The 24,271-nt window shown below is 69.7% G+C and carries 26 protein-coding genes and 1 pseudogene; 15 read left to right on the top strand and 12 right to left on the bottom strand.

What is annotated here, in order from left to right:
- Window positions 1-49: 49 nt before the first annotated feature.
- From Ssi02_RS39855 to Ssi02_RS21065, 4 genes and pseudogenes are all read left to right on the top strand, one after another.
- A pseudogene (locus Ssi02_RS39855) lies at window positions 50-775 on the top strand (alpha/beta fold hydrolase); the annotation flags it as partial.
- Window positions 776-1,100: 325 nt separating this feature from the next.
- Window positions 1,101-1,394: an alpha/beta hydrolase gene (locus tag Ssi02_RS39850; RefSeq protein ID WP_373870184.1), complete on the top strand. Its 294-nt coding sequence runs from the start codon at window positions 1,101-1,103 to the stop codon at window positions 1,392-1,394.
- Between the two features lie 117 nt (window positions 1,395-1,511).
- Window positions 1,512-2,393, top strand: a complete 882-nt coding sequence (locus tag Ssi02_RS21070) for a phosphotransferase family protein (protein ID WP_204028024.1) — start codon at window positions 1,512-1,514, stop codon at window positions 2,391-2,393.
- Between the two features lie 428 nt (window positions 2,394-2,821).
- Window positions 2,822-3,415, top strand: a complete 594-nt coding sequence (locus tag Ssi02_RS21065; RefSeq protein WP_204028021.1) for a YdeI/OmpD-associated family protein — start codon at window positions 2,822-2,824, stop codon at window positions 3,413-3,415.
- A 310-nt stretch (window positions 3,416-3,725) separates the two neighbouring features.
- Here Ssi02_RS21065 and Ssi02_RS21060 read toward each other — a convergent pair whose 3' ends face one another.
- Window positions 3,726-4,031, bottom strand: coding sequence for a type 2 periplasmic-binding domain-containing protein (locus tag Ssi02_RS21060; protein WP_204028019.1), 306 nt, complete (start codon window positions 4,029-4,031; stop codon window positions 3,726-3,728).
- A gap of 55 nt (window positions 4,032-4,086) precedes the next feature.
- On the opposite strand from Ssi02_RS21060, the gene Ssi02_RS21055 reads away from it, so the two are divergent.
- Window positions 4,087-4,362 carry a multicopper oxidase domain-containing protein gene (locus Ssi02_RS21055; protein ID WP_204028017.1) on the top strand — a complete coding sequence of 92 codons (276 nt, stop codon included), beginning with the start codon at window positions 4,087-4,089 and terminating at the stop codon, window positions 4,360-4,362.
- Between the two features lie 92 nt (window positions 4,363-4,454).
- On the opposite strand, the gene Ssi02_RS38815 is transcribed toward Ssi02_RS21055, so the two are convergent.
- The 5 genes from Ssi02_RS38815 to Ssi02_RS21030 form a co-directional block, all read right to left on the bottom strand.
- Entirely contained in the window at window positions 4,455-4,667 is a 213-nt protein-coding gene (locus Ssi02_RS38815; RefSeq protein ID WP_239129258.1) for a multicopper oxidase domain-containing protein, read from the bottom strand.
- Window positions 4,668-4,838: 171 nt separating this feature from the next.
- The gene (locus tag Ssi02_RS21045; RefSeq protein ID WP_239129255.1) at window positions 4,839-5,537 is read right to left on the bottom strand and encodes a response regulator transcription factor; all 699 of its coding nucleotides are present in this window, start codon (window positions 5,535-5,537) and stop codon (window positions 4,839-4,841) included.
- Window positions 5,534-6,919 (bottom strand): sensor histidine kinase, encoded by a 1,386-nt coding sequence (locus tag Ssi02_RS21040; protein ID WP_204028015.1) that lies wholly within the window; start codon window positions 6,917-6,919, stop codon window positions 5,534-5,536. Before Ssi02_RS21040 ends, Ssi02_RS21045 begins: the two co-directional genes overlap by 4 nt.
- A gap of 76 nt (window positions 6,920-6,995) precedes the next feature.
- Window positions 6,996-8,417, bottom strand: coding sequence for an FtsX-like permease family protein (locus Ssi02_RS21035; protein WP_204028013.1), 1,422 nt, complete (start codon window positions 8,415-8,417; stop codon window positions 6,996-6,998).
- Window positions 8,418-8,419: 2 nt separating this feature from the next.
- Window positions 8,420-9,184 (bottom strand): ABC transporter ATP-binding protein, encoded by a 765-nt coding sequence (locus Ssi02_RS21030; protein WP_204028012.1) that lies wholly within the window; start codon window positions 9,182-9,184, stop codon window positions 8,420-8,422.
- Window positions 9,185-9,422: 238 nt separating this feature from the next.
- Here Ssi02_RS21030 and Ssi02_RS21025 point away from each other — a divergent pair, with 238 nt between their 5' ends.
- Window positions 9,423-9,566, top strand: coding sequence for a hypothetical protein (locus Ssi02_RS21025; RefSeq protein WP_239129253.1), 144 nt, complete (start codon window positions 9,423-9,425; stop codon window positions 9,564-9,566).
- Here Ssi02_RS21025 and Ssi02_RS21020 read toward each other — a convergent pair.
- Complete coding sequence (locus tag Ssi02_RS21020) at window positions 9,563-10,711, bottom strand: epoxide hydrolase family protein (RefSeq protein WP_204028010.1); 1,149 nt, start codon at window positions 10,709-10,711, stop codon at window positions 9,563-9,565. The two genes, Ssi02_RS21025 and Ssi02_RS21020, sit on opposite strands and share 4 nt — an antisense overlap.
- A 62-nt stretch (window positions 10,712-10,773) precedes the next feature.
- Between Ssi02_RS21020 and Ssi02_RS21015 the strand changes: the two genes are divergently transcribed.
- Both Ssi02_RS21015 and Ssi02_RS21010 read left to right on the top strand, forming a co-directional pair.
- Entirely contained in the window at window positions 10,774-11,781 is a 1,008-nt protein-coding gene (locus Ssi02_RS21015) for a helix-turn-helix transcriptional regulator (RefSeq protein ID WP_204028008.1), read from the top strand.
- A gap of 79 nt (window positions 11,782-11,860) precedes the next feature.
- Complete coding sequence (locus tag Ssi02_RS21010; protein WP_204028006.1) at window positions 11,861-14,008, top strand: TerD family protein; 2,148 nt, start codon at window positions 11,861-11,863, stop codon at window positions 14,006-14,008.
- 200 nt (window positions 14,009-14,208) lie between these two features.
- On the opposite strand, the gene Ssi02_RS21005 is transcribed toward Ssi02_RS21010, so the two are convergent.
- Both Ssi02_RS21005 and Ssi02_RS21000 read right to left on the bottom strand, forming a co-directional pair.
- The gene (locus Ssi02_RS21005) at window positions 14,209-15,816 is read right to left on the bottom strand and encodes an N-acyl-D-amino-acid deacylase family protein (protein ID WP_204028004.1); all 1,608 of its coding nucleotides are present in this window, start codon (window positions 15,814-15,816) and stop codon (window positions 14,209-14,211) included.
- 483 nt (window positions 15,817-16,299) lie between these two features.
- Complete coding sequence (locus tag Ssi02_RS21000; protein ID WP_239129250.1) at window positions 16,300-16,527, bottom strand: response regulator transcription factor; 228 nt, start codon at window positions 16,525-16,527, stop codon at window positions 16,300-16,302.
- 103 nt (window positions 16,528-16,630) lie between these two features.
- Here Ssi02_RS21000 and Ssi02_RS20995 point away from each other — a divergent pair, with 103 nt between their 5' ends.
- Window positions 16,631-17,173 carry an FAD/NAD(P)-binding protein gene (locus tag Ssi02_RS20995; protein WP_204028002.1) on the top strand — a complete coding sequence of 181 codons (543 nt, stop codon included), beginning with the start codon at window positions 16,631-16,633 and terminating at the stop codon, window positions 17,171-17,173.
- Window positions 17,174-17,400: 227 nt separating this feature from the next.
- On the opposite strand, the gene Ssi02_RS20990 is transcribed toward Ssi02_RS20995, so the two are convergent.
- Window positions 17,401-18,000, bottom strand: coding sequence for a TetR/AcrR family transcriptional regulator (locus tag Ssi02_RS20990; protein WP_204028000.1), 600 nt, complete (start codon window positions 17,998-18,000; stop codon window positions 17,401-17,403).
- Between the two features lie 62 nt (window positions 18,001-18,062).
- Between Ssi02_RS20990 and Ssi02_RS20985 the strand changes: the two genes are divergently transcribed.
- Entirely contained in the window at window positions 18,063-18,842 is a 780-nt protein-coding gene (locus tag Ssi02_RS20985) for a class I SAM-dependent methyltransferase (protein WP_239129247.1), read from the top strand.
- A 3-nt stretch (window positions 18,843-18,845) separates the two neighbouring features.
- Here the strand turns inward: Ssi02_RS20985 and Ssi02_RS20980 are convergent, their stop codons facing one another.
- Window positions 18,846-19,598, bottom strand: a complete 753-nt coding sequence (locus Ssi02_RS20980; RefSeq protein WP_239129243.1) for a class I SAM-dependent methyltransferase — start codon at window positions 19,596-19,598, stop codon at window positions 18,846-18,848.
- Window positions 19,599-19,707: 109 nt separating this feature from the next.
- On the opposite strand from Ssi02_RS20980, the gene Ssi02_RS20975 reads away from it, so the two are divergent.
- Genes Ssi02_RS20975 through Ssi02_RS20960 form a run of 4 tightly spaced genes read left to right on the top strand, consistent with a single transcriptional unit; the run spans window position 19,708 to window position 23,228 of the window.
- Window positions 19,708-20,322, top strand: a complete 615-nt coding sequence (locus Ssi02_RS20975; protein ID WP_204027998.1) for a sigma-70 family RNA polymerase sigma factor — start codon at window positions 19,708-19,710, stop codon at window positions 20,320-20,322.
- On the top strand, window positions 20,306-21,385 hold the full coding sequence (locus Ssi02_RS20970; protein WP_204027996.1) for a hypothetical protein: 1,080 nt from the start codon (window positions 20,306-20,308) through the stop codon (window positions 21,383-21,385). The genes Ssi02_RS20975 and Ssi02_RS20970 overlap by 17 nt, the downstream gene beginning before the upstream one ends.
- A complete protein-coding gene (locus Ssi02_RS20965; protein WP_204027994.1) occupies window positions 21,382-22,368 on the top strand; it encodes an ABC transporter ATP-binding protein in 987 nt (328 codons plus the stop codon). The genes Ssi02_RS20970 and Ssi02_RS20965 overlap by 4 nt, the downstream gene beginning before the upstream one ends.
- A complete protein-coding gene (locus Ssi02_RS20960) occupies window positions 22,365-23,228 on the top strand; it encodes an ABC transporter permease (protein WP_204027992.1) in 864 nt (287 codons plus the stop codon). Before Ssi02_RS20965 ends, Ssi02_RS20960 begins: the two co-directional genes overlap by 4 nt.
- Window positions 23,229-23,235: 7 nt before the next feature.
- On the opposite strand, the gene Ssi02_RS20955 is transcribed toward Ssi02_RS20960, so the two are convergent.
- Window positions 23,236-23,790, bottom strand: coding sequence for an Lrp/AsnC family transcriptional regulator (locus Ssi02_RS20955; RefSeq protein WP_204027989.1), 555 nt, complete (start codon window positions 23,788-23,790; stop codon window positions 23,236-23,238).
- Window positions 23,791-23,807: 17 nt separating this feature from the next.
- Here Ssi02_RS20955 and Ssi02_RS20950 point away from each other — a divergent pair, with 17 nt between their 5' ends.
- Complete coding sequence (locus tag Ssi02_RS20950) at window positions 23,808-24,236, top strand: MFS transporter (RefSeq protein ID WP_204027987.1); 429 nt, start codon at window positions 23,808-23,810, stop codon at window positions 24,234-24,236.
- Window positions 24,237-24,271 lie beyond the last annotated feature (35 nt).

The following is a 24,271-nucleotide window of genomic DNA, read 5'->3' as shown; positions in this document are numbered from 1 at the left end:
TCTTCCACGCTTTAACCAATGAGCCTTCCCCGGCGCGTCCTCGATCAGAGTGGGCGGCGTGGAAGGGGGCGGAGTGCGGGACCCTCCGGCTGCCCGTCGACTGGTCCCGTCCCGACGGGCCCGCCTTCGATCTCAAGGTTGCCCGCCGCACAGCGACCGTCCCGGAAACGCGCGTCGGCACCTTGGTCTTCGGCCCGGGCGGACCCGGCGACTCGGGCGTCGAACGGGTGGGCACCGGCATCACGCGCTTCAGCGCCGAGGTCCGCCGCAGGTTCGACATCGTCAGCTTCGATCCCCGCGGCGTCGGCGGCAGCAACCCCGTGACCTGCCCACCGGAGAAACTCGCGGCCCGTCCGTCGCCGAAGCTGACCAGCCAGGCCGACTTCGAGGCCACCGTGAAGTACAACCGGGAGCTGCGCGACGAGTGCCGTCAGCAGACCCGAACGGAATCTTCGACCACCTCGACTCGGCACAGTCGATCCAGGACCTGGAGGCCCTTCGTGTGGCTCTCGGGGAGGAAAAGCTCACCTTCCACAGCAGCTCGTACGGCACGATGCTCGGCTCCCAGTACGCCGAGACATATCCGCGTCACGTCCGGGCCATGGTTCTGGAAAGCGTGATGGACCACAGCGTCGCCCGCACGGGGACCTTCCTGGAGACCGGGGCGGCCGCCGCTCAGGACCTCTTCGACGAGTTCGTGGAGTGGTGCGGCAGCAACGCCGGGTGTGCGCTGCATGGCCGCGACGTACGAGCCGTCTGGAAGGGACTGCTGGCCCGCGCCGAGAGCGGCAGACTGGCCACCCCGCCGGACCTGGTGCGCAGGCTTGGCCCCACCGTGTCGTCGATCGACCTGGTCAACGCGATCGCCTTCCGGCGGTTCTATGAGGGTGACTTCACGGGGCTGGCCAAGGAGATCGATACGATGGACAAGAGTGCACCGGTGAACGGCCCGGCGCCGAGGTTGTCCCCGTTGCCGCCCGCCGCTCCGATCTTCTGCTCGGACTGGCGCCTCCCCCTACGGGACCATCGGGAGTACACATCCCTGGTGCGGCGGATGAACGCCGCCGCCCCTGACATGCCATACCTGCTGCCCACTCCGGATGGTGGTCGCCTGCATCGGCGCGCCGACCGCCAACCCCCAGCACCACCTCAAGCCGACGGCGCGCCAGGCCCCGCCCGTGCTGCTGTCGAACGCGCTGCACGACCCGGCGACGCCGCACCGATGGGCCGCGTCCGTCGCCCGCCAGTTCGGGCGGAAGGGCGTGCTGCTGACGTACAACGGCTGGGGCCACGGCAGCGTCACCAGTGGACCCTGCATGGAGAACACCGTTGACCGTTACCTCACCGAGCTCGCGGTTCCGCCGCGCGGCACCCACTGCCCCGCCGTACGGTAGCAACCGGAGATCGACGGTGCGGCGGTCACGTGTCCCCTTGCTGTGCCGAGCCGCAATAGTTCGCACCTGGCCACGCCGGCCGGCACGGCCCTCGTGCGTCTATGCCAGGATTCGAGGGTGGAGACGACCGACATCACTCGCGCGATCGCGGCTGCGACCTCGGTCACCGCATCGCTCGGCCTGCCGGCCGACGACGCGATCGTTCTCCACAACTCGAACAGGCTGGCGCTGCGGCTGACGCCGTGCGACGTCCTGGCCCGGGTCTCCCCTGTGGGGCATGGAGCTGCACAGTTCGAGGTCGAGCTCGCTGAACGGCTCGCCCAGGTCGGATGCCCGACGGGCCTCTTGGAACCCCGGGTGGACCCACTTGTGCGCACGCGCGATGGCTTCGCGGTGACGCTGTGGACCTACTACGAACCCGTGACACCTCACACCTCACCGGTCGACTACGCCAAGGCGCTGGAGCGGCTGCACGCCGGCATGCGCGAGGTTGACGTGCCCAGCCCGCGGTTCACCGATCGCATCGCGGAGGCGGAAGCCGTCGTCGCCAACCCGAACCTCTCGCCGGAGCTCGCCGACGCGGACCGCGCGTTCCTCAGCGGCAGGCTGGGAAGCCTGCGACGGGCGATCGAGGACCGCGGCGCCGTGGAGCAGCTGCTCCACGGCGAGCCGCATCCCGGCAATGTGCTCGGCACGAGGAACGGCCCGTTGTTCATCGACCTTGAGACGTGCTGCCGTGGACCCGTCGAGTTCGATCTCGCCCATGTCGCCGAGGCGGTCTGCGAGCACTATCCGAACGTCGACCAGGAACTGCTGGACGAGTGCCGGCAGCTCGTTCTCGCGATGGTCGCAGCCTGGCGCTGGAAACGTGGCGACCAGCTTCCGAACGGGAGGCGATTCGCAGAGGAACTCCTGCGCTCGCTGCGCGAGGGTCCTCCTTGGCCGACACTCGACACGGTCACCAGGCGACCCCGGGCGAACTGCCCAAGGGGTTTCTGAAGTAAGTGCGCAAAATAAAACCGGTCATGAAATGACCAGTTTCGGTCGGCAAGATGGTGGCATGACCTCACCGACGAGGTCGACCGCAGGCGAACACCCCTCGGCCTATCAGGGGTGCGCCGACGCTGTCTTCGGGAACCCTTGTCGCTCGATCACTCAGAAAAGATAGACTGGAAAAGCGATATGACTTCCCCACGCCCACTCTTATTCCGGTCAGCGGAAACACCACTCGGTGAGCCCATCATGAGCGACAGCGAACTGGCCATAACAGAAGCCGGAAGAAACAAACCAAGCGATTTCGAAGTGGCTGGAACAGCAGGATGCCACCTGGCCGTGATATGAACCGCGATATGACAGACTCCCATTCGGGAAGTGGCTGTTCCGCTCGACACACGACAAACGTGACCTCTGCGCAACCCCGACCGCCGGTGTCCGAGCACCCCGCCACGTGGAAGTTCGACTACCCGATCTACCACGTCGAGACTCGGCCGCAATGGCGATCGTGGCTCGAGCAAAACCACACGTCGACCCGCGGCGTGTGGCTGTGCTCGTGGCGCACCGACACCGGCCGACCACGATGCCCCTACCCCGAAGTAGTCGAAGAAGCGATCTGCTTCGGGTGGATCGATTCGACCGACACCCTCCTCGACGACGACCGCGGCCTCCAGCTGATCACCCCCAGAAAAGCCAAGAGCCCTTGGTCCCGGCTCAACCGCCAACGTGCCGCCGAAATGGAACGGCGCGGCCTCATGACGGATGCCGGGCGAGCTGCGATCGACGCGGCGAAGGCGAACGGATGGTGGATCATCTCCGACCAAGTCGAAGACCTTCAAGAACCCGCCGACCTCGCCACCTCGCTCGACCAACACCTTCAGGCACGAGCCAACTGGGACCGCTTCCCCCCGGGCGCCCGCAAGCAGATGCTGTGGTGGATCGTCAGCGCGGCGCGGCCGGCAACGCGGGCCGGCCGAATCGCGACCGTCGTCGCCGAGGCGGCGAACGGGCGGCGAGCCCGGGGCTGACCTCGGACGCGAAGACTCTGAGTGGCGTCGTCGACTTGTCGGGTGAGGGTGTGTCAGGACATGGTGGGATCGGGTGCCGGCTCGGTGTTCAGGGTGCGATGGCTCCTCGGCCACCCGACCGAACCACTCGCCCAGAGCATCAAGACCTGGCACTGACCACCTGCCCGCCCATCGGCGGAGCCGGCCTCGTGTAGGCGGGCCCGCGGAGGTGCCCCGCCCGACGCTCACCGCCTGCGACCGGCAGGGTCGCGGCCTTCCTGTCGGCGGGCCGGCGCCTCAGGAGAGACGCGGGCATAGCGGGCCAGGGACGTCATCGTTTCGCTTGTGCGAAGCCGTTGTTCCAGTTCCAGTCGATGATCGTGGTGCGCATCAGGCGAGCGGCGGTTGAGAGGTGGTTGCCGGCGCCCCAGAGCAGGGTTAGGATGCGGCGGCAGTCGGGGTGCTCGACGGCGATCCAGGCGGTGGGGATCTGGCCGGCGGCGTGCCGGGCGATGTCGGGGCTGAGGCCGACGCCGAGGCCCGCGCTGATCAGGGCGTTGATGGCGCTGGGCTCGGGGCGCACCCGCGACGTGATGGCCTTCCGGGTGGCGCGCAAGGCCACCGACGACAGCCGCATCCCCCGCACTCTCTCGGACGATGTGCCGTCCTGGCGCCGGTCGGAGGCTGTCAGGGTGCGCGACTTCGCCTTCCGCACCGGTCGCATGCACGGTGGTCACGGCTTGCTGATCGGCGGCCTGCCGTTCGACCCGGCCCGTTCCGACGTCACCACCGGTCTCGGCGACGTCGAGGTGTGGCGGCTGATCGCCGAGGTCCATCACCCCGTCCACCTGCATCTGGCCGGCTTCCGGGTGCTCTCGCGCGGCGTCATCACACCCGCGATCATCGAGCGGATCGGGACGACGGCGGCACTGGTGACGTGCCACTTCGGCGGCGGCGGCGCCCCGTAGCACCGCGGCACCGGGCAGAGCGAGCAGCGCGGCGTTCAGCACGGGAGAGGCCGAGGTCGGATCGCAGGTAGATGCCCGTGAGATAGACGTCCTCAGACGATTTCGAGGTTGGCCATCATGCCCATGTCCTCGTGTTCGGCGTTATGGCAGTGGAAGAGATAGCGGCCCCGATAGCCGTCGAACCGGGTGATGATCTCCGCCGACTCGCCAGGAAGCAGGGAGACGGTGTCCTTGAGGCCCGCGTCGTGGTCGCGATGGCCGCAGGGCTCGCGCTGCTGCTCGCCACCACGGTCACGTGCTCGCACTGCGCTGGATACCGAAGACTGATAGGAGCGACTGAATCGCCTGTGTGGACCCCCTCGGTACGCTAGAACCGCGAGGAGACAACGGATCTGGACGCAGTTACTTTCGCTCCTCCACGGGGGTGCTCGGCTTCTTGTAGAAGGGCGCTCGGATGGAGCGTCCACGATTTCCTGTTACATGCCGCTCTTGTACCACGCGACGGCGATTTGCACGCGGTCTCGGAGGTGGAGCTTGGCGAGGATTCTGCTGACATTGCGGCGGACTGATGCTTGCTGGATGACGAGGCGGTCGGCGATCTCTGCGTTGGAGAAGCCGTCTGCGATCAGCCGCGCAATGTCGGTTTCACGCGGACTCAGAGTGCGAAAGAGCTTCTGTATGCGTTCGCGTTGAGCCGCGGGGAGTGCGCGTGGCACACCGCGTTCGATGACCTGCCTGGTGACTCTGGGCGTGAGGATCGCGTCGCCCTGCGCCACGGAGTGGGCGGCAGCGATGAGTTGCGGCGCACGCACGTCTTTGAGGAGGAAGCCCGAGGCTCCCGCGGCGAGAGCGCCGAACGCATAGTCGTCTTCGTCGTAGGTGGTGAGCACGAGAACCTTGACCGACGGGTGCGTGGCGGCGATCCGGCGGGTTGCCTCGATGCCGTCCATCCGGGGCATCCGCACGTCCATGAGCACGACGTCGGGGAGGTTGTGACGTTCGTCTGCTCGCTGCGCGAGAATGTCGAGTGCTTCCTGCCCGTCTCCTGCTTCCGCGATGACGTCGATGTCGGGTGATTTTCGCAGCATGAGGGCGAACCCTGTGCGCGCCAGGCGCTGGTCGTCGACCAGCATGACGCTGATCCGGGAAGTGCCTGTCTCGATGGGACTGGTCACGGGTTCTCCTCCCGAAGGTCGGAGCGGTTCGGCGGTGCCGCGAGAGCGGTGTCGCTTGCGGCTCGCACGACCGCTCTCACGACCCACTCATCGTCTGTCGCCTGCCCGTAGGACATGGTGCCGCCGGTTTCCTCGACCGCGAGCTGCAATCGGCGCAGCCCGGTGCCTGGTGGAGACGGAGCCGAACAGCCGGTCGTCTTGGCCGGTGGGTCGGCGATGCTGCGCACTGTCACGGTTGTCGCGCGGTCGGCCTCGTGGTCCCAGGACACGGCGAGCTGCCGTAGTCCGTCGCTGTGGCGGATCGCGTTGGTGACGGCCTCTCGCGTGACGGCGAAGCACAGATCAGCGTGGCACATGTTCGGTGAACGTCGGCCGGTCTCAGTGAAGACGACGGTCACACCGAGAGCACGAACACGCCCGAGCATGGGAAGGATCTCGGCCCACTTGTGCAGCGACGTCACGGAACCGCGGGGGGCATCGCCGGATGGACTCCGGTCAGTTGCGAGTTCACTGCCGGCATTTTCTTCACCCTCGTCCTCGGTGTCCGCGAGTGCCCGGACCGCGTGCCGGGTGTCTTCCAAGCTCTCCCTGGCCACCGTGTTGATCCCGGCCAAAGCTTCGTCGACATCCGGGTCGCCTGTCGTGCCGGCTAGCCCCTCGGCCAGGGCAATGATCGTCGTCAGGCCGTGACCAACGCTGTCGTGCAGCTCGGCGGCGATCCGGGTGCGGGACACAGCTCGATCCCGTTGCCGCGCGAGCCGTTGAGAGCGGCGTTCTCCTTCCAGGACGTGTTTCCGGGAGCGCTGCCAACTGTGCACGCTCCGGGCCGCGACGGCCATCGCAGTGGTCGCGAGCGCGGTGAGGAGCTGGCCCAGGTATTCCAGGGCGAAGCCTGCAGACGTCGGGGAGGCGAATGCGCTGAACGTCATGACCGCCCACACCGATCCGAGCCCGGCGGCTACCTGCCACGCAGTTGGACGGGCGACGCAACTGAACAGAGCGAACAGGAGCGGGAACAGCAGGTAGTTGCTCATCCCGACAGCCGAGGCCGTGGCATAGAGCACGCACTCGATCAGGAGCACCGCCAGAGGCTGCCGGGATCGCCAGATCAGCAGCACTGCCGCGCCGATGGTGATGGACGCGACGATCAGGGCCCCGTACCAGACGCGGGTGTAGGTGTAGGCGTTTCCGTCGAGCGTGGTTCCGGCGAACAGGAGACGGGTGGCTAGGAGCGTTTGATAGCTGGTGCAGAGCAGGACGGAGACGATCGCGCCGATGGTCGGGCGTGCCGGAGCGAGGGTGGATTGCTGCACCCAGTCACCGAGCGACGGCCAGAGGGTCTGCACGCTGCTGCGCGGTGTGCGTCTGGTCTGTTCGCTCATTTCCCCCCTCCCATGCAACCATTCCTTCCTGCGATTAGTGTCATTCGGCCGGGGTCCGATTTCGTAGCTGGACATGCTAGGCCCTCCTGAGACTGAGGGCGTTTTCTCGGCGCACCCAGGAGGCGATCTGCACCCACTGGACGATGAACACGGTGCCCCAGCAGGCGAGCACGGCGAGGGTCAGCCCGATCCAGGGGACATTGAGGACCGGATGCCCTACGAGCAGGTTCGAGCGTGACATGAGCAGGATGCCCGCGATGCCGAGGGGAACGAGCGCGAACACGGCCGCGCAGAGCGCAAGCAGGAAGCTTTGCCAGCCCGTCAGCGCGAAGACTTGTCGCGGTGTCATGCCTGCGGTGCGCAGGAGCGCCTGTTCCCGGACGGCATCCCGGCCCGAGAGGGTGATGACGGCGACGCTCGTCAGCAAGCAGACGAAGCCAAACAACGCGGTCATGACGACGGTGTCGGAATAGTTGGAAGATGACTGCGGGAACCCTGCTTCGCGCATTGTCACCTGGTAAGACTGGACGACGCTGAAGATCACGCCGGCGAGTCCGATCGCGGCTGCGAGGGGTGCGATCATGTTCGCGTTCGTGTCGACGTTCGCCCGAGCAGAGCGGGTGGCCAGCACTCCGACGGCGGCGCTTCGGAACGGGCGCAGGAGTGTTCGGGCGAGCGCGAGCACGGCGGGGGCGAGTTCGGCTCCGAGCACATAAACGCCACCGGCGGCGAACAGGCCGGCCTGGATCGCTGCGTTCACCATTCCGGTGGCTTCGACACCGACCTCGGGGTGAGCAGGGGCGAGCGCGCCCGCAAACGCCAGCGTGAACGCGACCGCGAGCAGCAGACCGCCGAGCACCCAGCGCGCCCACACTCCACGGCGTCTGCGCGTCACCAGGCCGCGCACCGCTTCGACAGGCTCGACGCCGGCAGCACGCCTCGACGGCAGCAATGCTCCGAGCATGCAGGTGACGACTCCGAGCGAGAACGAGGCCGCCCAGGCAAGGGCCGATGGGTGGAACGCCGGCGGCTCGAAACCGCCGGTCCCGCCCGGAAAGCTCACTGCTGCCATCTGGTTGAACAGTGGAATAGCGGCGACGCTGAGGCCGATGGACAGCAGCGATCCGGGCAGCGCCCCGGCCACGCTCGCCAGGCCGACCAGTGACCAGAGGCTCACGCGGATCTGGCGTGGGCTCGCACCGGCCAACCGCCATTGCGCGAAGGTGTTGCGGGTGCGTTCGACCGTCGCCGAGCCGACCACCGTCAGCGCGAAGAACGACAAGACTGCTACCAGGACGTAGATCGTGACCGACACAATTCCGAACGCCGCCGGATCGAGCCCGGCATCCGTCGCCGCGGTGACGAACCCGTCGCTGTTCGTCCAGACGAACTGATTCATGCACGCGCCGATCAACATGGTCACCAGCCCGATCACGACCATGGCCGGCACCCAGCTCCAGAAGTCGCTGCGGAAGATCCGAAGAACGTGTTTCAGCACGATCAGTTCCCTCTCGACGCAGCGCCGGCAACCGGAAGCTGACGCATCCGGGCAAGGATCGCATCGCCGTCGAGACGTCCGGCAACACCCGTGATCGACCCATCACGCATGAACACCACCCGATCCGCCAACGCTGCCGCGTCGATATCGTGCGTGACCATCACCACGGTCGTTCCCTGGACGGTCAGATCGCGCAGGATCCGCAGCACCAACTGCGAGTTCGCGCTGTCGAGCGCTCCAGTCGGCTCATCCGCGAAGACGATGGACGGACGCAACAGCATCGCCCGGCAGAGAGCGACCCGCTGCTGCTCACCGCCGGACAACGCACCCGCCACGGTCTTGCGCTTGTCCTGCAGCCCGAACTGGGTCAGCATCGCCGTCACCTGCTCACGGGGCACCCGGCGACCTGCGAGCTGTTCTGGCAGCAGCACGTTCTCCTCGACGTTGAGGTACGAAATCAGGTTGTACTGCTGGAAGACGAACCCGACGGTGTTGCGCAGATACTTCGCTCGCCGCTCTCGGCCCAGCCCGTAGATGTCCGTCCCGTCGAGCAGCACGCGGCCCTCATCCGGACGATCCAGACCACTCAGGCAGTACATCAGCGAGGTCTTCCCGGCACCGCTCGGTCCCACGATCGCGGTGAGCGCGGCCCGCGGAAGCGCTAGCGAGCAATCCCGGAGTATCCAGTCACCCGAACTGCCTGAGACCCCAGCCCGCTGACTGAGCCCACCCGCCCAGACGGGATCGACCTGTACCTGATCTGTCATTCGCACGACCCTTTCCATCGCAGCCACCACCGCGGCGATCTGCGGCGGGCACTTTCCAGACAACCGCCCGCCGTGAGGAGTCACCACGCTGGAGGAAGGATTGACACCTCGCGATGACAGTCAGCCCGCCAGTGGCGGTGGTAGCGGGTCGCGATACCAGTCCGGTCCGAAGGCGTAGGCTGAATCTGCGTAATCACGCAGCAGAAGACGGCATTACTCGCCCATGAATGAGGTCAAAATGGTCGTCGCCCATTCCGAGCGCGCGACCCTGCGCGCCCGCGACGTGTTCCTGAAGGTGGACGCCGATCAGGCACGTATCGACGTCGAGGTCGAGGCGATGGCCCTGGCGCCGGTCCCGACCCCGAAGGTTAAGACTTCCTAGGCGGAGCGCAGGCCGGCGAAGAAGGCGCGGATGTCCCCCGCGACGGTCTCGGGCGCCTCCATCGCAGCGAAGTGACCGGCCTCGGGAAACTCGTTCCAGTGCACGATGTCGCTGTTGTCGCGCTCGGCGAAGGCCCGGACGGTCTGGAAGTCCGAAGCGAAGACCGCGACGCCGGTCGGGGCGGAGTTCACCTCGTGCTTGACCTCGGCGCGGGCCTGCTCGTAGTAATACCGGCTCGCCGTCGCCTGAGTGTTGGTGAACCAATAGAGCGAGACCTGAGTGAGGATCTGGTCGCGGGTGACCAGGCTGGTGCCGTTGCCGAAGGAGTTGAACAACTCGCTGTAGGCCAGCTGGCCTACAGGAGAGTCGGCGATCGCGGCGGCGACGGTCTGCGGTCGGGAGGCGTTCATCGTGTTGTAGCCGCCGACGGACTGGAACCACTGCATGTGCTCCAGCGCCGCATATTCCTTCGGCCCGAACCCCTCGAACTCCGCCGGGTCGCCCGACGGGAACGAGAACAACTGCAGCACGTGCAGCCCGAGGAACCCCGGCGGGTTCCACAACCCGAACTCCCGCGCGATCATCGCGCCCATGTCGCTGCCGTGTACGCCGTAGGAGTCGTAGCCGAGGCGCCGCATCAAGACGTCGAGCGTGCGGGCGACCTTCTCCTGCGTCCAGCCTGCCCCTTCCAGCGGGGTGCTGAAGCCGAAGCCGGGGATCGAGGGGACGACGACGGAGAAGGCGTCCTCGGCGCGGCCCCCGTGGGCGACCGGGTCGGTGAGCGGGGCGATCATGTCGAGGTAGTCGGCGAACGAGCCCGGGTAGGTGTGCAGGAGCAGCAGCGGCGTCGCGTCCTTCTCCGCGGACGGCACGTGGACGAAGTGGATCGTCTGGCCGTCGATCTCGGTGAGGTGGTTCGGGACCGAGTTCATGCGCTCCTCCTGCGCGCGCCAGTCGAAGGACTCACGCCAGTACTCGACGGTCTCGCGCAGATACCCGTTCGGGGTGCCGAGCGCCCAGTCGTCCGCCGCCGACGGGCGGGGCAGCCGGGTGCGGGCGAGGCGGTGCCGGAGGTCGTCGATCTCGGCCTCGGAGATCTCGATGTGGAAGGGGCGGATCTCAGCGGGGTTCTGCGTCTTCGTCATGAAACCCAAGGTAGGAGGCATATAGGAAGACTTGATTCCGCTATTCACGCCATACTCAAGCAATGTTGGAAACGTCCTCCCGGCTGCTCGCTCTCCTGTCGTTGCTCCAGTCCCGGCCCGACTGGCCGGGCCGGGAACTCGCCGAACGCCTCGGAGTGAGCACCCGCACGATCCGCAACGACATCGACCGGCTGCGCGAACTCGGCTATCCGGTCGAAGCTGGACGTGGCCCCACCGGCGCCTACCGGCTCGGCCCCGGCGCGAAGCTGCCGCCGCTGCTGCTGGACGACGAGGAGGCCGTCGCCGTCGCGATCGGCCTGCGGGCGGGGACGGGCGTCAGCGGCATCGCCGAGAGCAGCGCGCGTGCCCTGACCAAGCTGGACCAGATGCTGCCGCACCGGCTGCGCCGCCAGATCGCCGCTTTGTACGATTCCACCTCGAAGGCGCCGGAGAACCTCGACACGAACGTCGACGATCCCGAGGTCGACACCACGAGCCTCACCGCGATCGCCTCGGCGATCCGCGACCGCCATTGGCTGCGGTTCGACTACCTCGTCCCCACCGAGGCGGAGGACGCGTTCGACGGGACACCCTCGGCACCCTCGGGCCGCAAGCTGGTCGAGCCCTACCGCCTGGTGAACTGGCGCCGCCGCTGGTATCTCGTCGGACGCGACCCGGAAGACGCGACATGGGCCGCCTACCGCGTCGACTGGACGACCCCGCTCGGCCCGACCGGTCGCGTCTTCACCCCCTGTCCCCTGCCCGACGAGGACTACACGGCCTTCGTCCTGCGAAACGTCGCCGCGACCGGCTGGAAGGTCCACGCCCGCATCACCGTCCTCGCCCCCGCCGGCGAGGTCCTCGCCCGCATCCACGCCGCCGTAGGGGTCGTCGAACCCCTCGACGACGAGACCTGCGTGCTTGTGACCGGCGGCGACAGCCTGGAGACCATAGCCGTCTACATCGGCATGCTCGGCCTCGACTTCCGCGTCACCTCTCCCCCGGGCCTCGTCACCCACCTGCGAACACTCGGCGCCCGTTACCTGAGCGCCGTCGGCTCCCCCCTCTGAACCGGCCCCGGGCACTCCATGATCGAAACGTTCGGAAAACCCGCAGAATCCCGGCATGATTCGCTTATAAGGTGCGCTCGTGAAGAATCTGGAAAGCCTCGTCATTTCCCGACGGCTTCGCGTTCCCGTCGAGGCCCTTGAGGGCTCGACGCCGGGGTGGGGGGAGGTCGCAGCACGCCAGCTCGACGCCGCGCTGCTGAGCGTCGGCTTCACCTGCTCGGCGGAGTTGCTCGACCGCCTGGCGAAGCTGCCGGGCGAGGACGTGGTGGATCTGGGGGTGCGGGTGCTGGCCGCCGTCCGCACCCTGGTGGGCGACCACGTCCAGCACAACGCCTACTTCATCGACTTCCCCGCCAACGTGCCAGACACCGTGGAGTTCTGGGCGGGACTGATGCGGAAGACCATGGTCGGCGACACCTCCGCGGACCAGGTGCCGACGCCGACGCTCGACCTGCTGACCCTGCCGGGTTACGGCAGCTACCAGCACTCCTACACCGATTTGCTGGCCGCCCACGCCGAGCTGATCCCGCTGGCCGGCGATCGGGTCACCGTACTCGGCCTCGGTGGAAGCCTGGAGTCGGAGGCCCGTGAGCTCTACTTCTCGCTGGCGGGCTCGGAGACGCCGCTCGCCGCCGAGGACCTGGTGGTGCTGCGCGGGCTGGCGCTGTATTGCGCCGGCGAGCCGGAGCGCATCCCCGTGCGTGAGAACCGCGCGGTCGTCAACGAGGCGCGGCTGGCCGCCGGTCGTCCGCTGCTCGTCGACACGGTGACCGACGTGCTGCGGCTCGCCTGCGGCGCCTCCGGCGGGGACGTCACGCTGGCCGAGAGCACCAGGTTCCGCTCGTTCCGCCGCGCCGAGCGCCGCGCCCTGCTGGCGGCGCTGGACGGCGTCGCCGGGGCGGCCAGGCTCGGGGACGTGCCACGCCACCGGGAGCAGTGGAAGAGGCTCGGCGAGCGGCTGCACCCGCACGAATATCCGCGGTTCCCGCGTGCGGCCCACGTCTTCGAGGTGGCCAGGGGCACACGCCGGGCCGCCGGTCTCGACAGCCGCGTGGAGGCCGCGCTGGGCGAGGGCCGGGCGGGCGACGCCGTCGCGCTGCTGGAAAAGGCGCCCGGTGCCCTCCTGCGCCGCCTCGACCATCTGCTGCGCATCGGCCACTCGGCTTCCGCCGTACTCGACGCCGCGGAACGAGCCGCCGGGGGTGCCTCCTGCCGTGTGCTGCTGTCCCTCCGCGAACATCTCCAGAACCGCCTCTCCCCCGCCGCCGGCCGCGTCTTCGCCAACCGGCAGGGCAGGGCGTGGGCGGCTGCCGACACCCGGTCGCCTCTGGAGAAGGAGGTCCTTGAGCAGGCGCTCACCATGCTGGACGAGGAGATCACCCGGCGCCTTCCCGACCCCGGCGAGCTGATCGTCGACCCCGATGTGCTCGGCGTCGCCCTGCCGCTCTCCGGCAAGGCCGTCGCACCCGGGCTCGGTGTGCTGCCCCGCGGATCCATCTCCGCAGTGGAGGGCGAACTGCTCAGGTTCTTCGTGCACTGGCGCCAGGCCGAGCGGCGCACGGACTACGACCTGTCGGCGCTCATGCTCAACGACTCGTACGGCGACGCCGAGCATGTCTCGTGGACGAACCACGGCAACGGCTTCGCCACCTACTCAGGCGACCTCACGCAGGCGGCCCGCGGCGCGTCGGAGTTCATCGACATCCGCCTGGCCGACGCGACCCGGACGATCATCATTCCCCAGGTCGACATCTATGCCGGGGAGCGGTTCGACGAGGCGGCCGAGGCGTTCTTCGGGTACATGAGCAGGGAGACCGAGCAGAAGGGCAGGCCGTTCGAGCCGCGCACCGTGCGGATGAAGTCCGACCTGCGCGGGTCGGGCAGGGTGGCCCTGCCGCTTGTCTTCCTCCGCGACAGTGACAGTGACGGCGAGGGTGACGATGAAGGAGAACGTGCCGGCGGGTGGCGAGTCAAGTGGCTGCACCTCTACCTCAAGGGACATCCCGGCTTCAACCAGGTGGAAGGCCACCGTGTCACCACCTCCCTGCTGGTGCGCTCGATCGTGGAGCGCGACTACCTGGGCGTCCGCTACCTGGCCGGCCTGCTGCGCGCGAAGAGCCCGTCGGCCGGGCACACCACCTACATCGGGTTGGAGGCCCCGGCCGACCTGCCCCCGGGGTCACGGATCTACACGCCGGGGACGCTGCACGAACTGATCCCCGCCTGATACGGTGAAGCCGCGCGAGGCCATGGAGACGGCTTCCTTCTCATCTCTGCACAGACTGTTTTAGTCTCTCCGCTTTCCTCGCGTTCCGGTTGTGAGGCCATTCGAGGGCTTCCTTCTCCTGGTTCGACTCCAGGCGGGCCTGAAAGGGCCTAGCCGGCGATTATTAGCCCCCGAGCCTTCCTCACAACCGGTCCCGGCTCTCAGCCCTGACCACGACGCAGCGCGCGGCCTGGCAGGGCGCCGGTGGGTGTGCCGTCCCGCAGGGCGGCGGTTCCGTTGATCACCACGTGGCGCACACCGGTCGCGTACTGATGGGGATCCTCGTAGGTCGCGTGGTCGCGGATCGTCGCCGGGTCGAAGACGACGAGGTCGGCGTAGGCGCCGGAGGCGATGCGTCCGCGCCCCGCCAGCCGGAGGGTGTCTGCCGGAAGCGAGGTCATCCGGCGCACAGCCTCCTCCAAGGTGAGCAGGCCCTCGTCACGGACATACTGCCCAAGGATCTTGGCGAAGCTGCCATATGCCCGGGGATGCACCGGCAGGTCGGAGAACGGCGGCTCGGCCGGCACCGACTCGGAGTCCGAGCAGATCGACACCCAGGGGCGGCTCAGCGCCAGCCGGATGTTGTCCTGGTGGCCCATGAAGTAGGCCGCCATCATCTCCGGGTTGCCCAGCACCAGGTCCAGCAGGTGCTCGACCGGGTCGTCCACCCCGGCGCGGGCCGCGGCCTCGGCCAGGGTCTTCCCCGCGGTGGGTGAGCCGTCGGCGGCGTTGGACAGCAGCAGCACCTGGTCGGGCCCGCCCGTGACGAGGTAGAGGTTCTCCCACTCGGCCGAGGGGCGGCGGATGGCGGCCTTCATCTCCTCCCGGGCCCCGCGGTCGCGCAGCCGCTCCAGCAGCCGGTCCTGGCCGCCCGCGTGGAACGGCGGCGGGATGACCGACGCCAGCGCGGTGCTGCCCGCCTCGTAGGGGTAGAGGTCGGCGGTCACCGGCTGACCGGTCGCACGGGCCGCGTCGATGAGGTCGATCGCGAGCTTCATCTTGTGCCAGTTGTCGCGGCCTGCGGCCTTGAGGTGATAGACCTCCACGCGTGTCTCGGCCTCGCGGCCGATGCGCAGGATCTCCTCGATGCCCTCGACCAGGCGATCGGCCTCGCTCCTGATGTGCGAGATGTAGAGGGCGTCGTGCCGGCCAAGCACGCGCATGAGACTGATGAGTTCCTCGGTGGACGAGTAGCTGTCCGGCGGGTAGATGAGCGCCGAGCCCACACCCAGCGCCCCGTCGGAGAGCTCCTCGTCGAGGAGGGCCGCCGCCGCGTCCAGTTCGGCCCGCGTGAGCGGCCGGTGGTCGTTCCCGGCGCCGAGCATGCGCAGGTTGTGCGACCCGACGAAGCTGGCGATGTTCGGAGCGACCCCCGCAGACGACATGTGGTTGAGGAAGTCCGCAAGCCTCGGCCAGCCGAGCTGCGTGCCGTCGGCCTCGACCTTGCCGACCGGGACCGACTCCAGCATGCGCCCGGCGACCGGCCCCATGGAGAGTCCCTCGCCGAAGATCTCAGTCGTCACGCCCTGGTAGAGGTCGGACAGTCCGCGCGGGTCCTGCTGAAGCGTGAAGTAGGCATGGCTCAGCACGTTGATGAACCCGGGGGCGACAGCGCACCCCGTCGCGTCAAGCACCACGGCCCCTTCCGAGTCGGGGATGTGACCGACTCCGAGGATCCGGTCCCCCTCAACCGCGACATCGGCCAAACGCCCAGGGGTGCCGGTCCCGTCATAGACCGTTCCCCCTCGGATGATCAGCGTGCTGGGCATACGAGCCTTCCTTTCTTCGCTGCGCCACCCGGGATTCTCGTGCCTCGCGCGCCGCGGCACATCGTCGCGGCAACCGAAGCGATCCCCTCCCCGTTGGGCTCGCCACCCAAGACCTCAGTCAAGGTCAGGCGGTGTCCAGGGCCTCGGCCACCTGGCGCTGGGTGGTGAACCGGTCGCCGAAGCGGTCCGGGCGCCAGTCGTCCAACGATGTCAGGTCACTCGTGCCGTGCACGATGTGCTCGGCCAGGGCTTTGCCGTACCCCGGCCCGTAGGTGATGCCAGGCTCGCGGCCGAGGCTAGCCGAATCAATTTCCTATCCGCACATGGAAAATTTCACGACAGTCGCGGACGAAGCGGGGTGGTCCCGGTGCGCGACACCACTTCCCGTGCCTGCCCAGCGCCTGGCCGGCGCGGAGCGCGGTGTCGAGGGCGAGGTTCTGCGGCAGGTAGCCGCTCGGCGTCCACGGAAAGCCGGCTCAACGGTCAGGCGAACAGGCGGGCGACGAGTTCGCCCCGGACGGATACGTCGGTCTTGCGGAAGGCGGCCTTGAGGTGGTCGCGCACGGTGTGAGGGGAGACGAACAGCTCGGCGGCGATCTCACCGGTCGGCAGCCCCCGGGCCACCAGGTGGGCGACCTCCAGCTCACGTGCCGTCAACCCGTATGCCTGGGCGACCATCGCCACGCTCCACCGCGCGGACGGCACGCTCACCCTCGACCACCTCACCGGTCTGCTGCGGGCCGAACTCTCGGCGGCCGGGGAGGACTTCGGCGCCTTCACGGCCGACCTGCCGGCCGCCCACGCCGAGGACCCCGTGCGGCGGTTGCGGCGGCAGCTGTCCGCCGTCGGCGACCCCGCGATCGGACGGCGTGTCCTGCAGGAGACCGCACACACGATCGGCCCCTATGCCTGGCGGCTGCTCGGCGAAGCCGACCGGGAGCGGCTGCGCCGCCACACACGCCTCGCCGCGAGCCTGGCCTCACCGATGGTGCCGGTCAACGCGTCGATCCTGATGCGCCTGCTGGACGGCGGGCAGCTCACCGTGGCCTCGGGCGTGCGCGGGATCGAGATGTCAGACGGCGGGTTCCGGGTGCTTTGCGGTGACACCGAATTGCGCGCGGACACCGTGATCAACGCCGTGAACCCTCCCCCTCGGGCGGTGCCGTCCGCCGCGGGGCCGCTGGTGGCGTCCCTGGTGTCCGGCGGGCCGGCAACGCCGCACCCGTCGGGAGGGCTGGTGGCCGCCGACCCCCGCCTGACCGTGGTGGGAGACCTCGCGGGAGGAGGCTCGTTCAACACCTCCAGCATCGCCGGCATCGCCGCCCAGGCGGTCCGCGCCGCGGAGTCGCTGACCTGAGCACACCCGGTACGGCGGAAGCCGGGCCCGCCGGCACTCCAGCCGCTCCGCGGAGACACCCGTCCGGATGACCCGGTACGGCGGAAGCCGGGCCCGTCGGCACTCCAGCCGCTCCGCGGAGGCACCCGTCCGGATGACCCGGTACGGAAGCACCAGCTGGAAGCCGGAAGGTGTCGAGGTCACGGGCTGGCGAAAGCCGGGTGAACCGCGTGGCTCCGCCGTACCGCTCACCGCTTCGCGGCTTGCAGGGTGCCCGCGAGGACCGAGCTGACCATGCGGTGGACGGCGGCGGTCTGGGGCGGGGGGCCCGTGCGGTCGGCGAAGAGCAGGTGGGCGGTCCCGATCAGCGTGGGCGCGAGCACGTCCACGTCGGCGCCGGCCGCGATGCGGCCGAGGTCGCGTTCCGCGGCGAGGTAGCCGGCGATCATGGTCACCGCCTCGGTCAGGACCGGGACACCGGCCGGCCAGGTGTCGCGCAGCCGGGCGCGCAACTCATCGCGGAAGGTGATGAGGGCGACGACCGCCACGGCGACCGACTCGAACAGGGCGGTCAGCGCATCGGTGACGTTGCCCGCGACGGTGCCGGTCCCGGCGGCGTCGCGCAGGGCGGCGGCCTGGGGGGCGATCCGGCCGACGCGCTCCATCACGAACTCCGCGAGAAAGGCGTCGAAGTCGGCGAAGTGCCGATGCAGGACACCCTTGGCGCAGCCCGCCTCGGCGGTGACCGCACGACTGGTCAGCGCGCTCGGCCCGTCCCGCAGCAGGATGCGCTCGGCGGCCTCGAACAACTGCTCACGCGGGTCGCGGAGGGCCACTCCCGTCGGCACCGTGCATCTCTCCTTCCCGTGCCCGCTTGACGAGTGGGCACACGCCCACTCATAGTGGGCGCATGCCCACTATACCCGAGCCCCATCGGCATCGGCAGATGGCGGAGTCGTTCGGCGTCGACCCCGAACGCTACGACCGCAGCCGCCCCCGCTATCCGGACGCGATGGTGCGGGCCGTCGCGGAGGCCCCCGGCCTCGACGTGCTCGACGTCGGCGTCGGCACCGGCATCGCGGCCCGGCAGTTCCGTGCGGCGGGCTGCCGGGTGCTCGGCGTCGACGTCGACGCCCGGATGGCAGACCTGGCGCGGCGCGGCGGCATCGAGGTCGAGGTGGCGGCGTTCGAGACCTGGGACCCGGCCGGCCGCACGTTCGACACCGTCGTCTCCGCGCAGACCTGGCACTGGATCGACCCGGTCGCGGGAGCGGCCAAGGCGGCCGAGGTGCTCCGGCCCGGCGGGCGGCTCGCGGTGTTCTGGAACACCTTCCGTCCCCCGCCCGGCCTGGCGGAAGCCTTCGCCGCGGTCTACCGCCGGGTCATGCCCGGCTCCCCCGCCCCCGACGCCGATGGATATGAGCCGCTGCATGCCAAAGCCGCGGACGGAATGCGGCAGACGGGGGTGTTCGGCGAGCCGGAGCTATGGCGATATGAGTGGGAACACTCCTATACCAGGGACGAGTGGCTGGACCAGCTTCCCACCTCCGGCCTCCTCACCCGGCTCCCCCAGGCCACGCTGGACGAGGTGCTGGCTGGCGCCGGCGATGCCCTGGACGCGGTGGGCGGCAGCTTCACCATGCAATACACCACGCTGGTGTGCACCACCACGAAAACGACCGCCTGCTGAGCCCTATGAAACGGGACGGGCGATCAGGGCGAACCGGTGGGCGTGTGCCGTCAACGGCCGCCCTGCCCGCATCTCCTCATGCAACGCCCGCAGCCGGTCACCGTACCGCTCGACGTCGAAGCCGGGAACGTGCCACGGCGTGATGCGCAGGAACAGCACCAACGCCCCGACATCGTGAAACACGGTCGCGACCTTTGCCTCCCCCCGCCAGGACACCTCGAATCCGGCCTCGGTCAGCTGCGCGGCGGCACTGGCGAGATCCCAGCCGGCGTACTCGTGCGGCTCCGCCCCCAATGCGGTGTTGATCTCGGCCAGGTCCGCCCCGCCCACCTGCTGGGTGACGAACGTCCCGCCGGGCTTGAGCACACGCCGCAACTCATCCAGGTCGTAGGACTCGTGCCGGCTGACGACCAGCTCGAACGACCGGTCCGGCAGCGGCAACCGGTCGTCGTCCCCCACCTCCACCACACGCACACCCATCGGCTCAAGACGCTTCCTGGCCACGGGCACGTTCGGCGCCCACCCCTCGGTGGCGACCGTCCCCTCCGGAAGCGGGGCAAACGACGCCAGCAACTCGCCGCCACCCGTCCCGAGGTCAAGGAGCGAGCCGGCGTACGGCAGGCGCTCCTTGACCATCTCCTCATAGCTCCACGGCAACGCGCCGGACTCCTCGATCATGCGACCGCGGAACACGCCGAAGTCCCACCCCTCAAAGGGAACGGTCAGCGCTTCTCCCACAAGGTCGTCATAGCTCACGCTCGTGATCCTGCCAGCCCGGCCAGGTGACCGCGCACGCCGACGTCCCCGGGTGTCACATGCGAGGCGTCGGCGGTGCTCTACAAATGTGGACGTTGTAGTGCATGGTGTGAACCCACCGGGCGGCGCGCCGCCTGCCGCCCTGTCCGGTGACGGACCCAGTGACGGGCGTGGTGAGGTGGCCGGGCGGAAGGGCGGCGTGGTGGTGTCGAGTCCGCCGGGGCGCGGGGCCGTCCGAGGCGACCTGGAGCAGGTTTTCCGCACGGCCTATCCGCGGGTCGTCGCGGTGGCCGCGCGGGTGCTCGGCGCCAGGGACGAGGCCGAGGACGTGGCACAGGAGGTGTTCCTGACGTTCGGGCGTTCGTCGGTGCCCGCCGGGGAGGCGGTGGGGTGGTTGTGCGTCGCCGCTGCGCATACCGCGCTGAACCTCCTGCGCTCCGGCCGCCGCCGCGCCTCACGCGAGGAGGCCGCCGACGGCGGCCGGGCCGTCAGCCCGGATGTCGCCGACGCGGTCGTGACCCGCGACGAGCGCCGCCTCGTGCGGGCGGCACTGGCGCGGCTGCCGCGCAGGCAGGCCGTCGCCCTCGTCCTCCGGCACAGCGGCCTCAGCTACGCCGAGGTCGCCGCCGCTCTCGATCTTTCGCCCGGCAGCGTGGGCACCACCGTACGCCGCGCCGAGTCCGCCCTGCGCAAGGAGTTGAACCGTCATGCGTCATCCGACTGACGGCACACTGCGCCGGCTCCTCGACGAGCCGGCCGGTGTCGCCGACGCCGACCGTGAGCACGTCGCCGGCTGCCCGGCGTGCCTGTCCGGAGTGGCGGCGGCCCGGGAGGACGCCGCGTTCGCCGCCGCGGCTTTGAGTGCCGACTGCGCCGTGGACGTGGATGCGGGGTGGCGGCGCCTGTCTCGTGCGGCCGATGCCGAAGGGCCGGGGATCACGCCCCCGCGACGCAGGCGTGCGGTACTGCGCAGCCCGGTCGTGGCCGTGTTCGGCGCCGTCGTGCTGCTGGCCGGGGCCGGTGCCGCCGCCGCGGTGGACTGGCTGCAGATCTTCCGGGCCGAGCAGATCATCCCGGTCACCGCCCCCAAGGCCGATTTGATCAAGCTGCCCGACCTGTCGGACTTCGGGGAGCTCCAGGTGACCGAGAAAATCGACATGCGCAAAGTCGCCGGCGCCTCCGCCGCGGAGAAGGCCACCGGTCTCACCGTCCCGCAGGTGGGCACGCTGCCCCGCGGTGTGACGGGAGATCCCGCCTATCACGTCGTCGGCCGGGTGAGCGGGGACTTCACCTTCTCGATCGAGAAGACCGCCAAGACCGCCGCGGCGGCGGGCGTGACGCTGCCGCCGGCGCCGCCGGGACTCGACGGCAGCCGCTTCCGGTTGGTCGCCGGCCCGGGGGTCGCCGCGGTCTGGTCGGCGGGCCGCCCCATGCCTGCCCTGATCGTGGCACGGGCGAATGCGCTCACCGCATATGCCTCGACCGTGCCCTTCGAGACGGTCCGCGGCTACCTGCTGTCCCTCCGGATCCTGCCGGAGAACGTCGCCGCCCAGCTCAGCGGCCTCGCCGGCGTCGGCGGGATGACACTGCCGCTGTTCACATCGACCGACAGGATGTCGACCTCCACCTCCGACGTCGGCGGACTGCCGGCCACGGTGCTCGCCAGACGGGACGGCACGATGGCAGCCGTGATCTGGATGGACGGCGGAGTCGTCACCGCGGTGGCCGGCTCGCTGAGCACCGGTGAGGCGCTGGCGACGGCACGCGGGCTGAGGAGGACGCGATGACCCGGGACACCGCCGCCCGGCCGGGCGCGCCCCTCCTCGACGCCGACGTGCAAGCGCTCGCGTCGCCCGCACCGGCGGTGTGGTGCTCCGGCCTGCGCAAGCAGTATCGCAGGCGGACCGCGGTGGACGGCGTGTCCTTCACCGTCGGCCGCGGCGAGATCGTGGGCCTGCTCGGACCTAACGGTGCCGGCAAGACCACCGTCATCAAGATCCTGCTGGGTCTGGTCCGGCCCGACGCCGGGGATGTGCTGCTGCTCGGGCGGCCGGCGCGCGACCCGCGCTCCCGGGTCCGCGTCGGCTATCTGCCGGAGCTCTTCCGGTACCAGCCGTGGCTCACCCCCGCCGAGGTCCTGGCCCTGCATGTGCGGCTCGCGGGCGTCGAGGTGCCGGTCGGCGAGCGGCGCGAGTGCCTGGCCGCGGTCGGCCTGGCCGATCGCGCCGGTGACCGGGTGGGCGGCTTCTCCAAGGGCATGCAGCAGCGCCTCGGCCTGGCCGTCGCGCTGGTGGCCCGCCCCGAGTTCGTGGTCCTCGACGAGCCGACGAGCGCTCTGGACCCGATCGGCCGGGCCGACGTCCGGGACCTGCTCCTGGCGCTCAGGGAGCGCGAGGTCGCGGTCCTGCTCAACTCGCATCTCATCGGCGAGGTCGAACGGGTCTGCGACCGGGTCGTCATCCTCGACAAGGGCCGGGTCGCCGCGTCGGGCACCCTGGCGGAGCTGCTCGGCGGACGCGAGCTGCGGTTGCGGCTCGGCGAGGTGAACGCCGAGGCCGAGGCGCGCCTGGCCGCCGCCGGTCCGCTCACCCGCAGCGGTGACCTGTTCACCGTCGCGCTGCCCGCCGCCCCGGACTCCACCACCGTGCCGGACCTCGTGGCCGGCCTGGTCGGCCTCGGCGTGCGGGTCCACGCGGTCGAGCCCGGGCGGATCAGCCTGGAGGAACGGCTGCTGGACATCCTTCGCGCCGAAGGCGGTGACCGCCGGTGACCGCCAGGATCGTGCTCGTCGTCGCCGCCCTCACCCTTCAGGAGGCCGCCCGCCGCAAGGTGCTGCGTGCGCTCGCCGTACTGACCCTCGCGCTGCTCGCGCTCAGCGCCTGGGGGTTCGCCAACCTGATCTCGATCGAGTTCGAGGGCGGCACGTTCACCACCGGGGAGCTCCGGCTGGTGGCCTCCCAGGTGCTCAATCTGGTGATGTTCGGCCTCAGCCTGATCGCCGCGCTCGGCACGGCCTTTCTGGCCGGGCCCACCCTGGCGGGCGAGATCGAGTCGGGGATCGCCCTGTCGGTCATGGCGCGCCCGATTCGCCGATCGACGGTGCTGCTGGGCAAGTGGCTGGGGCTCGTGGTCTTCGGCGGCGGTTTCGTGACCGTGGCCGGGCTGGCGCAGTTCGTCATCGTGTGGAGCACCGTGGACTACTGGCCGCCGCGGCCGGTGATCGGGCTGGCGCTGCTCGCGGCGCAGACGGCGGTGCTGCTCACCCTGGGCCTGCTGCTGTCCACCGCCGTCTCGCCGATGGCGTCGGGCGTGGTGGCGGTCGGTCTCTTCGGCGCCACCTGGATCGCGGGTGTGGTCGGCGGCGTCGGCCACGGGCTCGGCAACGAGAGCCTGGCCCAGGTCGGCACCGTGTCCCAGGTGCTGCTGCCGACGGACGGTCTCTGGCGCGGCGCCATGCACGCCTTCCAGGACTCGTCCGCGCTGGCGGAGTTCGGCGGCCCCGCGATGCAGGGCGGCTTCCCGTTCCTGAGCCGCGCCCCGCTCACCGCCGCCTACCTGACCTGGACCGGCTTCTGGATCGCCCTCGTACTGGGGCTCGCGGCACTGGCCTTCCGGCGCCGCGATCTGTGACGACCGCTTAAATGCCGAGTACGGCCCCGGCCCGCTTGACCGTGCGGAGGATCGGGGCCGTCTCGATGTGCCGGACGGCCGGCAGGGCGCCCAGGCTCTCGGTCAGATAGCGGTAGAACTCGGCGTCGTCGCGGCACACCACCGTGGCCATCAGGTTGGTCGTGCCGGTGGTCGCCCCGGCGAAGGCGACCTCGGGGTGCCCGGCCAGCGCCCGGCCGGTGGCGTCGAGATCGGCGGGCGGCACCGACATCCACAACTGCGCCTCGACCTGATAGCCGAGCAGATCGGGCACCACATCCAGGTCGAAGTAGAGCACACCGGTCGCGCAGAGATATTCCACCCGGCGCTTCACCGTCGACTCCGACCAGCCCGTGGCCGCCGCCAGCTCCGCGTAGCCCGCGCGGCCGTCGCGCGAGAGCTCCGCCAGCAGCGCCTCGTCGGCCGGGCTCAACGTGAGACGCCCGCTCCGCGGGCCCGTGCCGTGTTCCTGCTCGGAGATCAGCTCCGCCACCTGCGCGAGTGAGAGTACGGCCAGGCCCGCCCAGCCGGTGCGCCCGCCCACGAAGCCTGCTCGCCCGGGTGCCCGCCCGCCTCACCGTCGGCGCCGGGCTGCTGCTGATCGGGGCGGGGGCGCTGACGCAGGGCACACTCGACGCGGGCTCCACCGGGCTCTCACTGGCACCCGGCCTGATCCCGACGGGGCTCGGTGTCGGGACCGCCGTTCCGGCACTGACCTCCGCCGCCATGGCTTACGCGCCGCCGCGGCGGGCGGGCATGACGGCGGGGGCCGTCAACACCGCCAGGCAACTCGGCTACGCCCTCGGCATCGCCGTAGTCGGCATCCTGTTTCAGTCCGGGTCGGCGGCGGGCTCTCCGACGTCGGGGCTGAACGAGGTCTACTGGGCGAGCGCCGTCTCGGGAGTGCTCGCGGGGCTGCTCGTGCTCGCGGTCGTGCGCGGACGACGCCCGGCCGGAGCTGAGCCGGAAGGCAGTCAGGCCCGGCGGTGACGGCGGGACCCTCGTTCACTGCCCGCCTGTCGCGG

Source organism: Sinosporangium siamense, from assembly GCF_016863435.1.
GTDB classification, from domain to species: Bacteria; Actinomycetota; Actinomycetes; order Streptosporangiales; family Streptosporangiaceae; genus Sinosporangium; species Sinosporangium siamense.
This window is presented reverse-complemented; position numbering and strand designations above follow the sequence as displayed.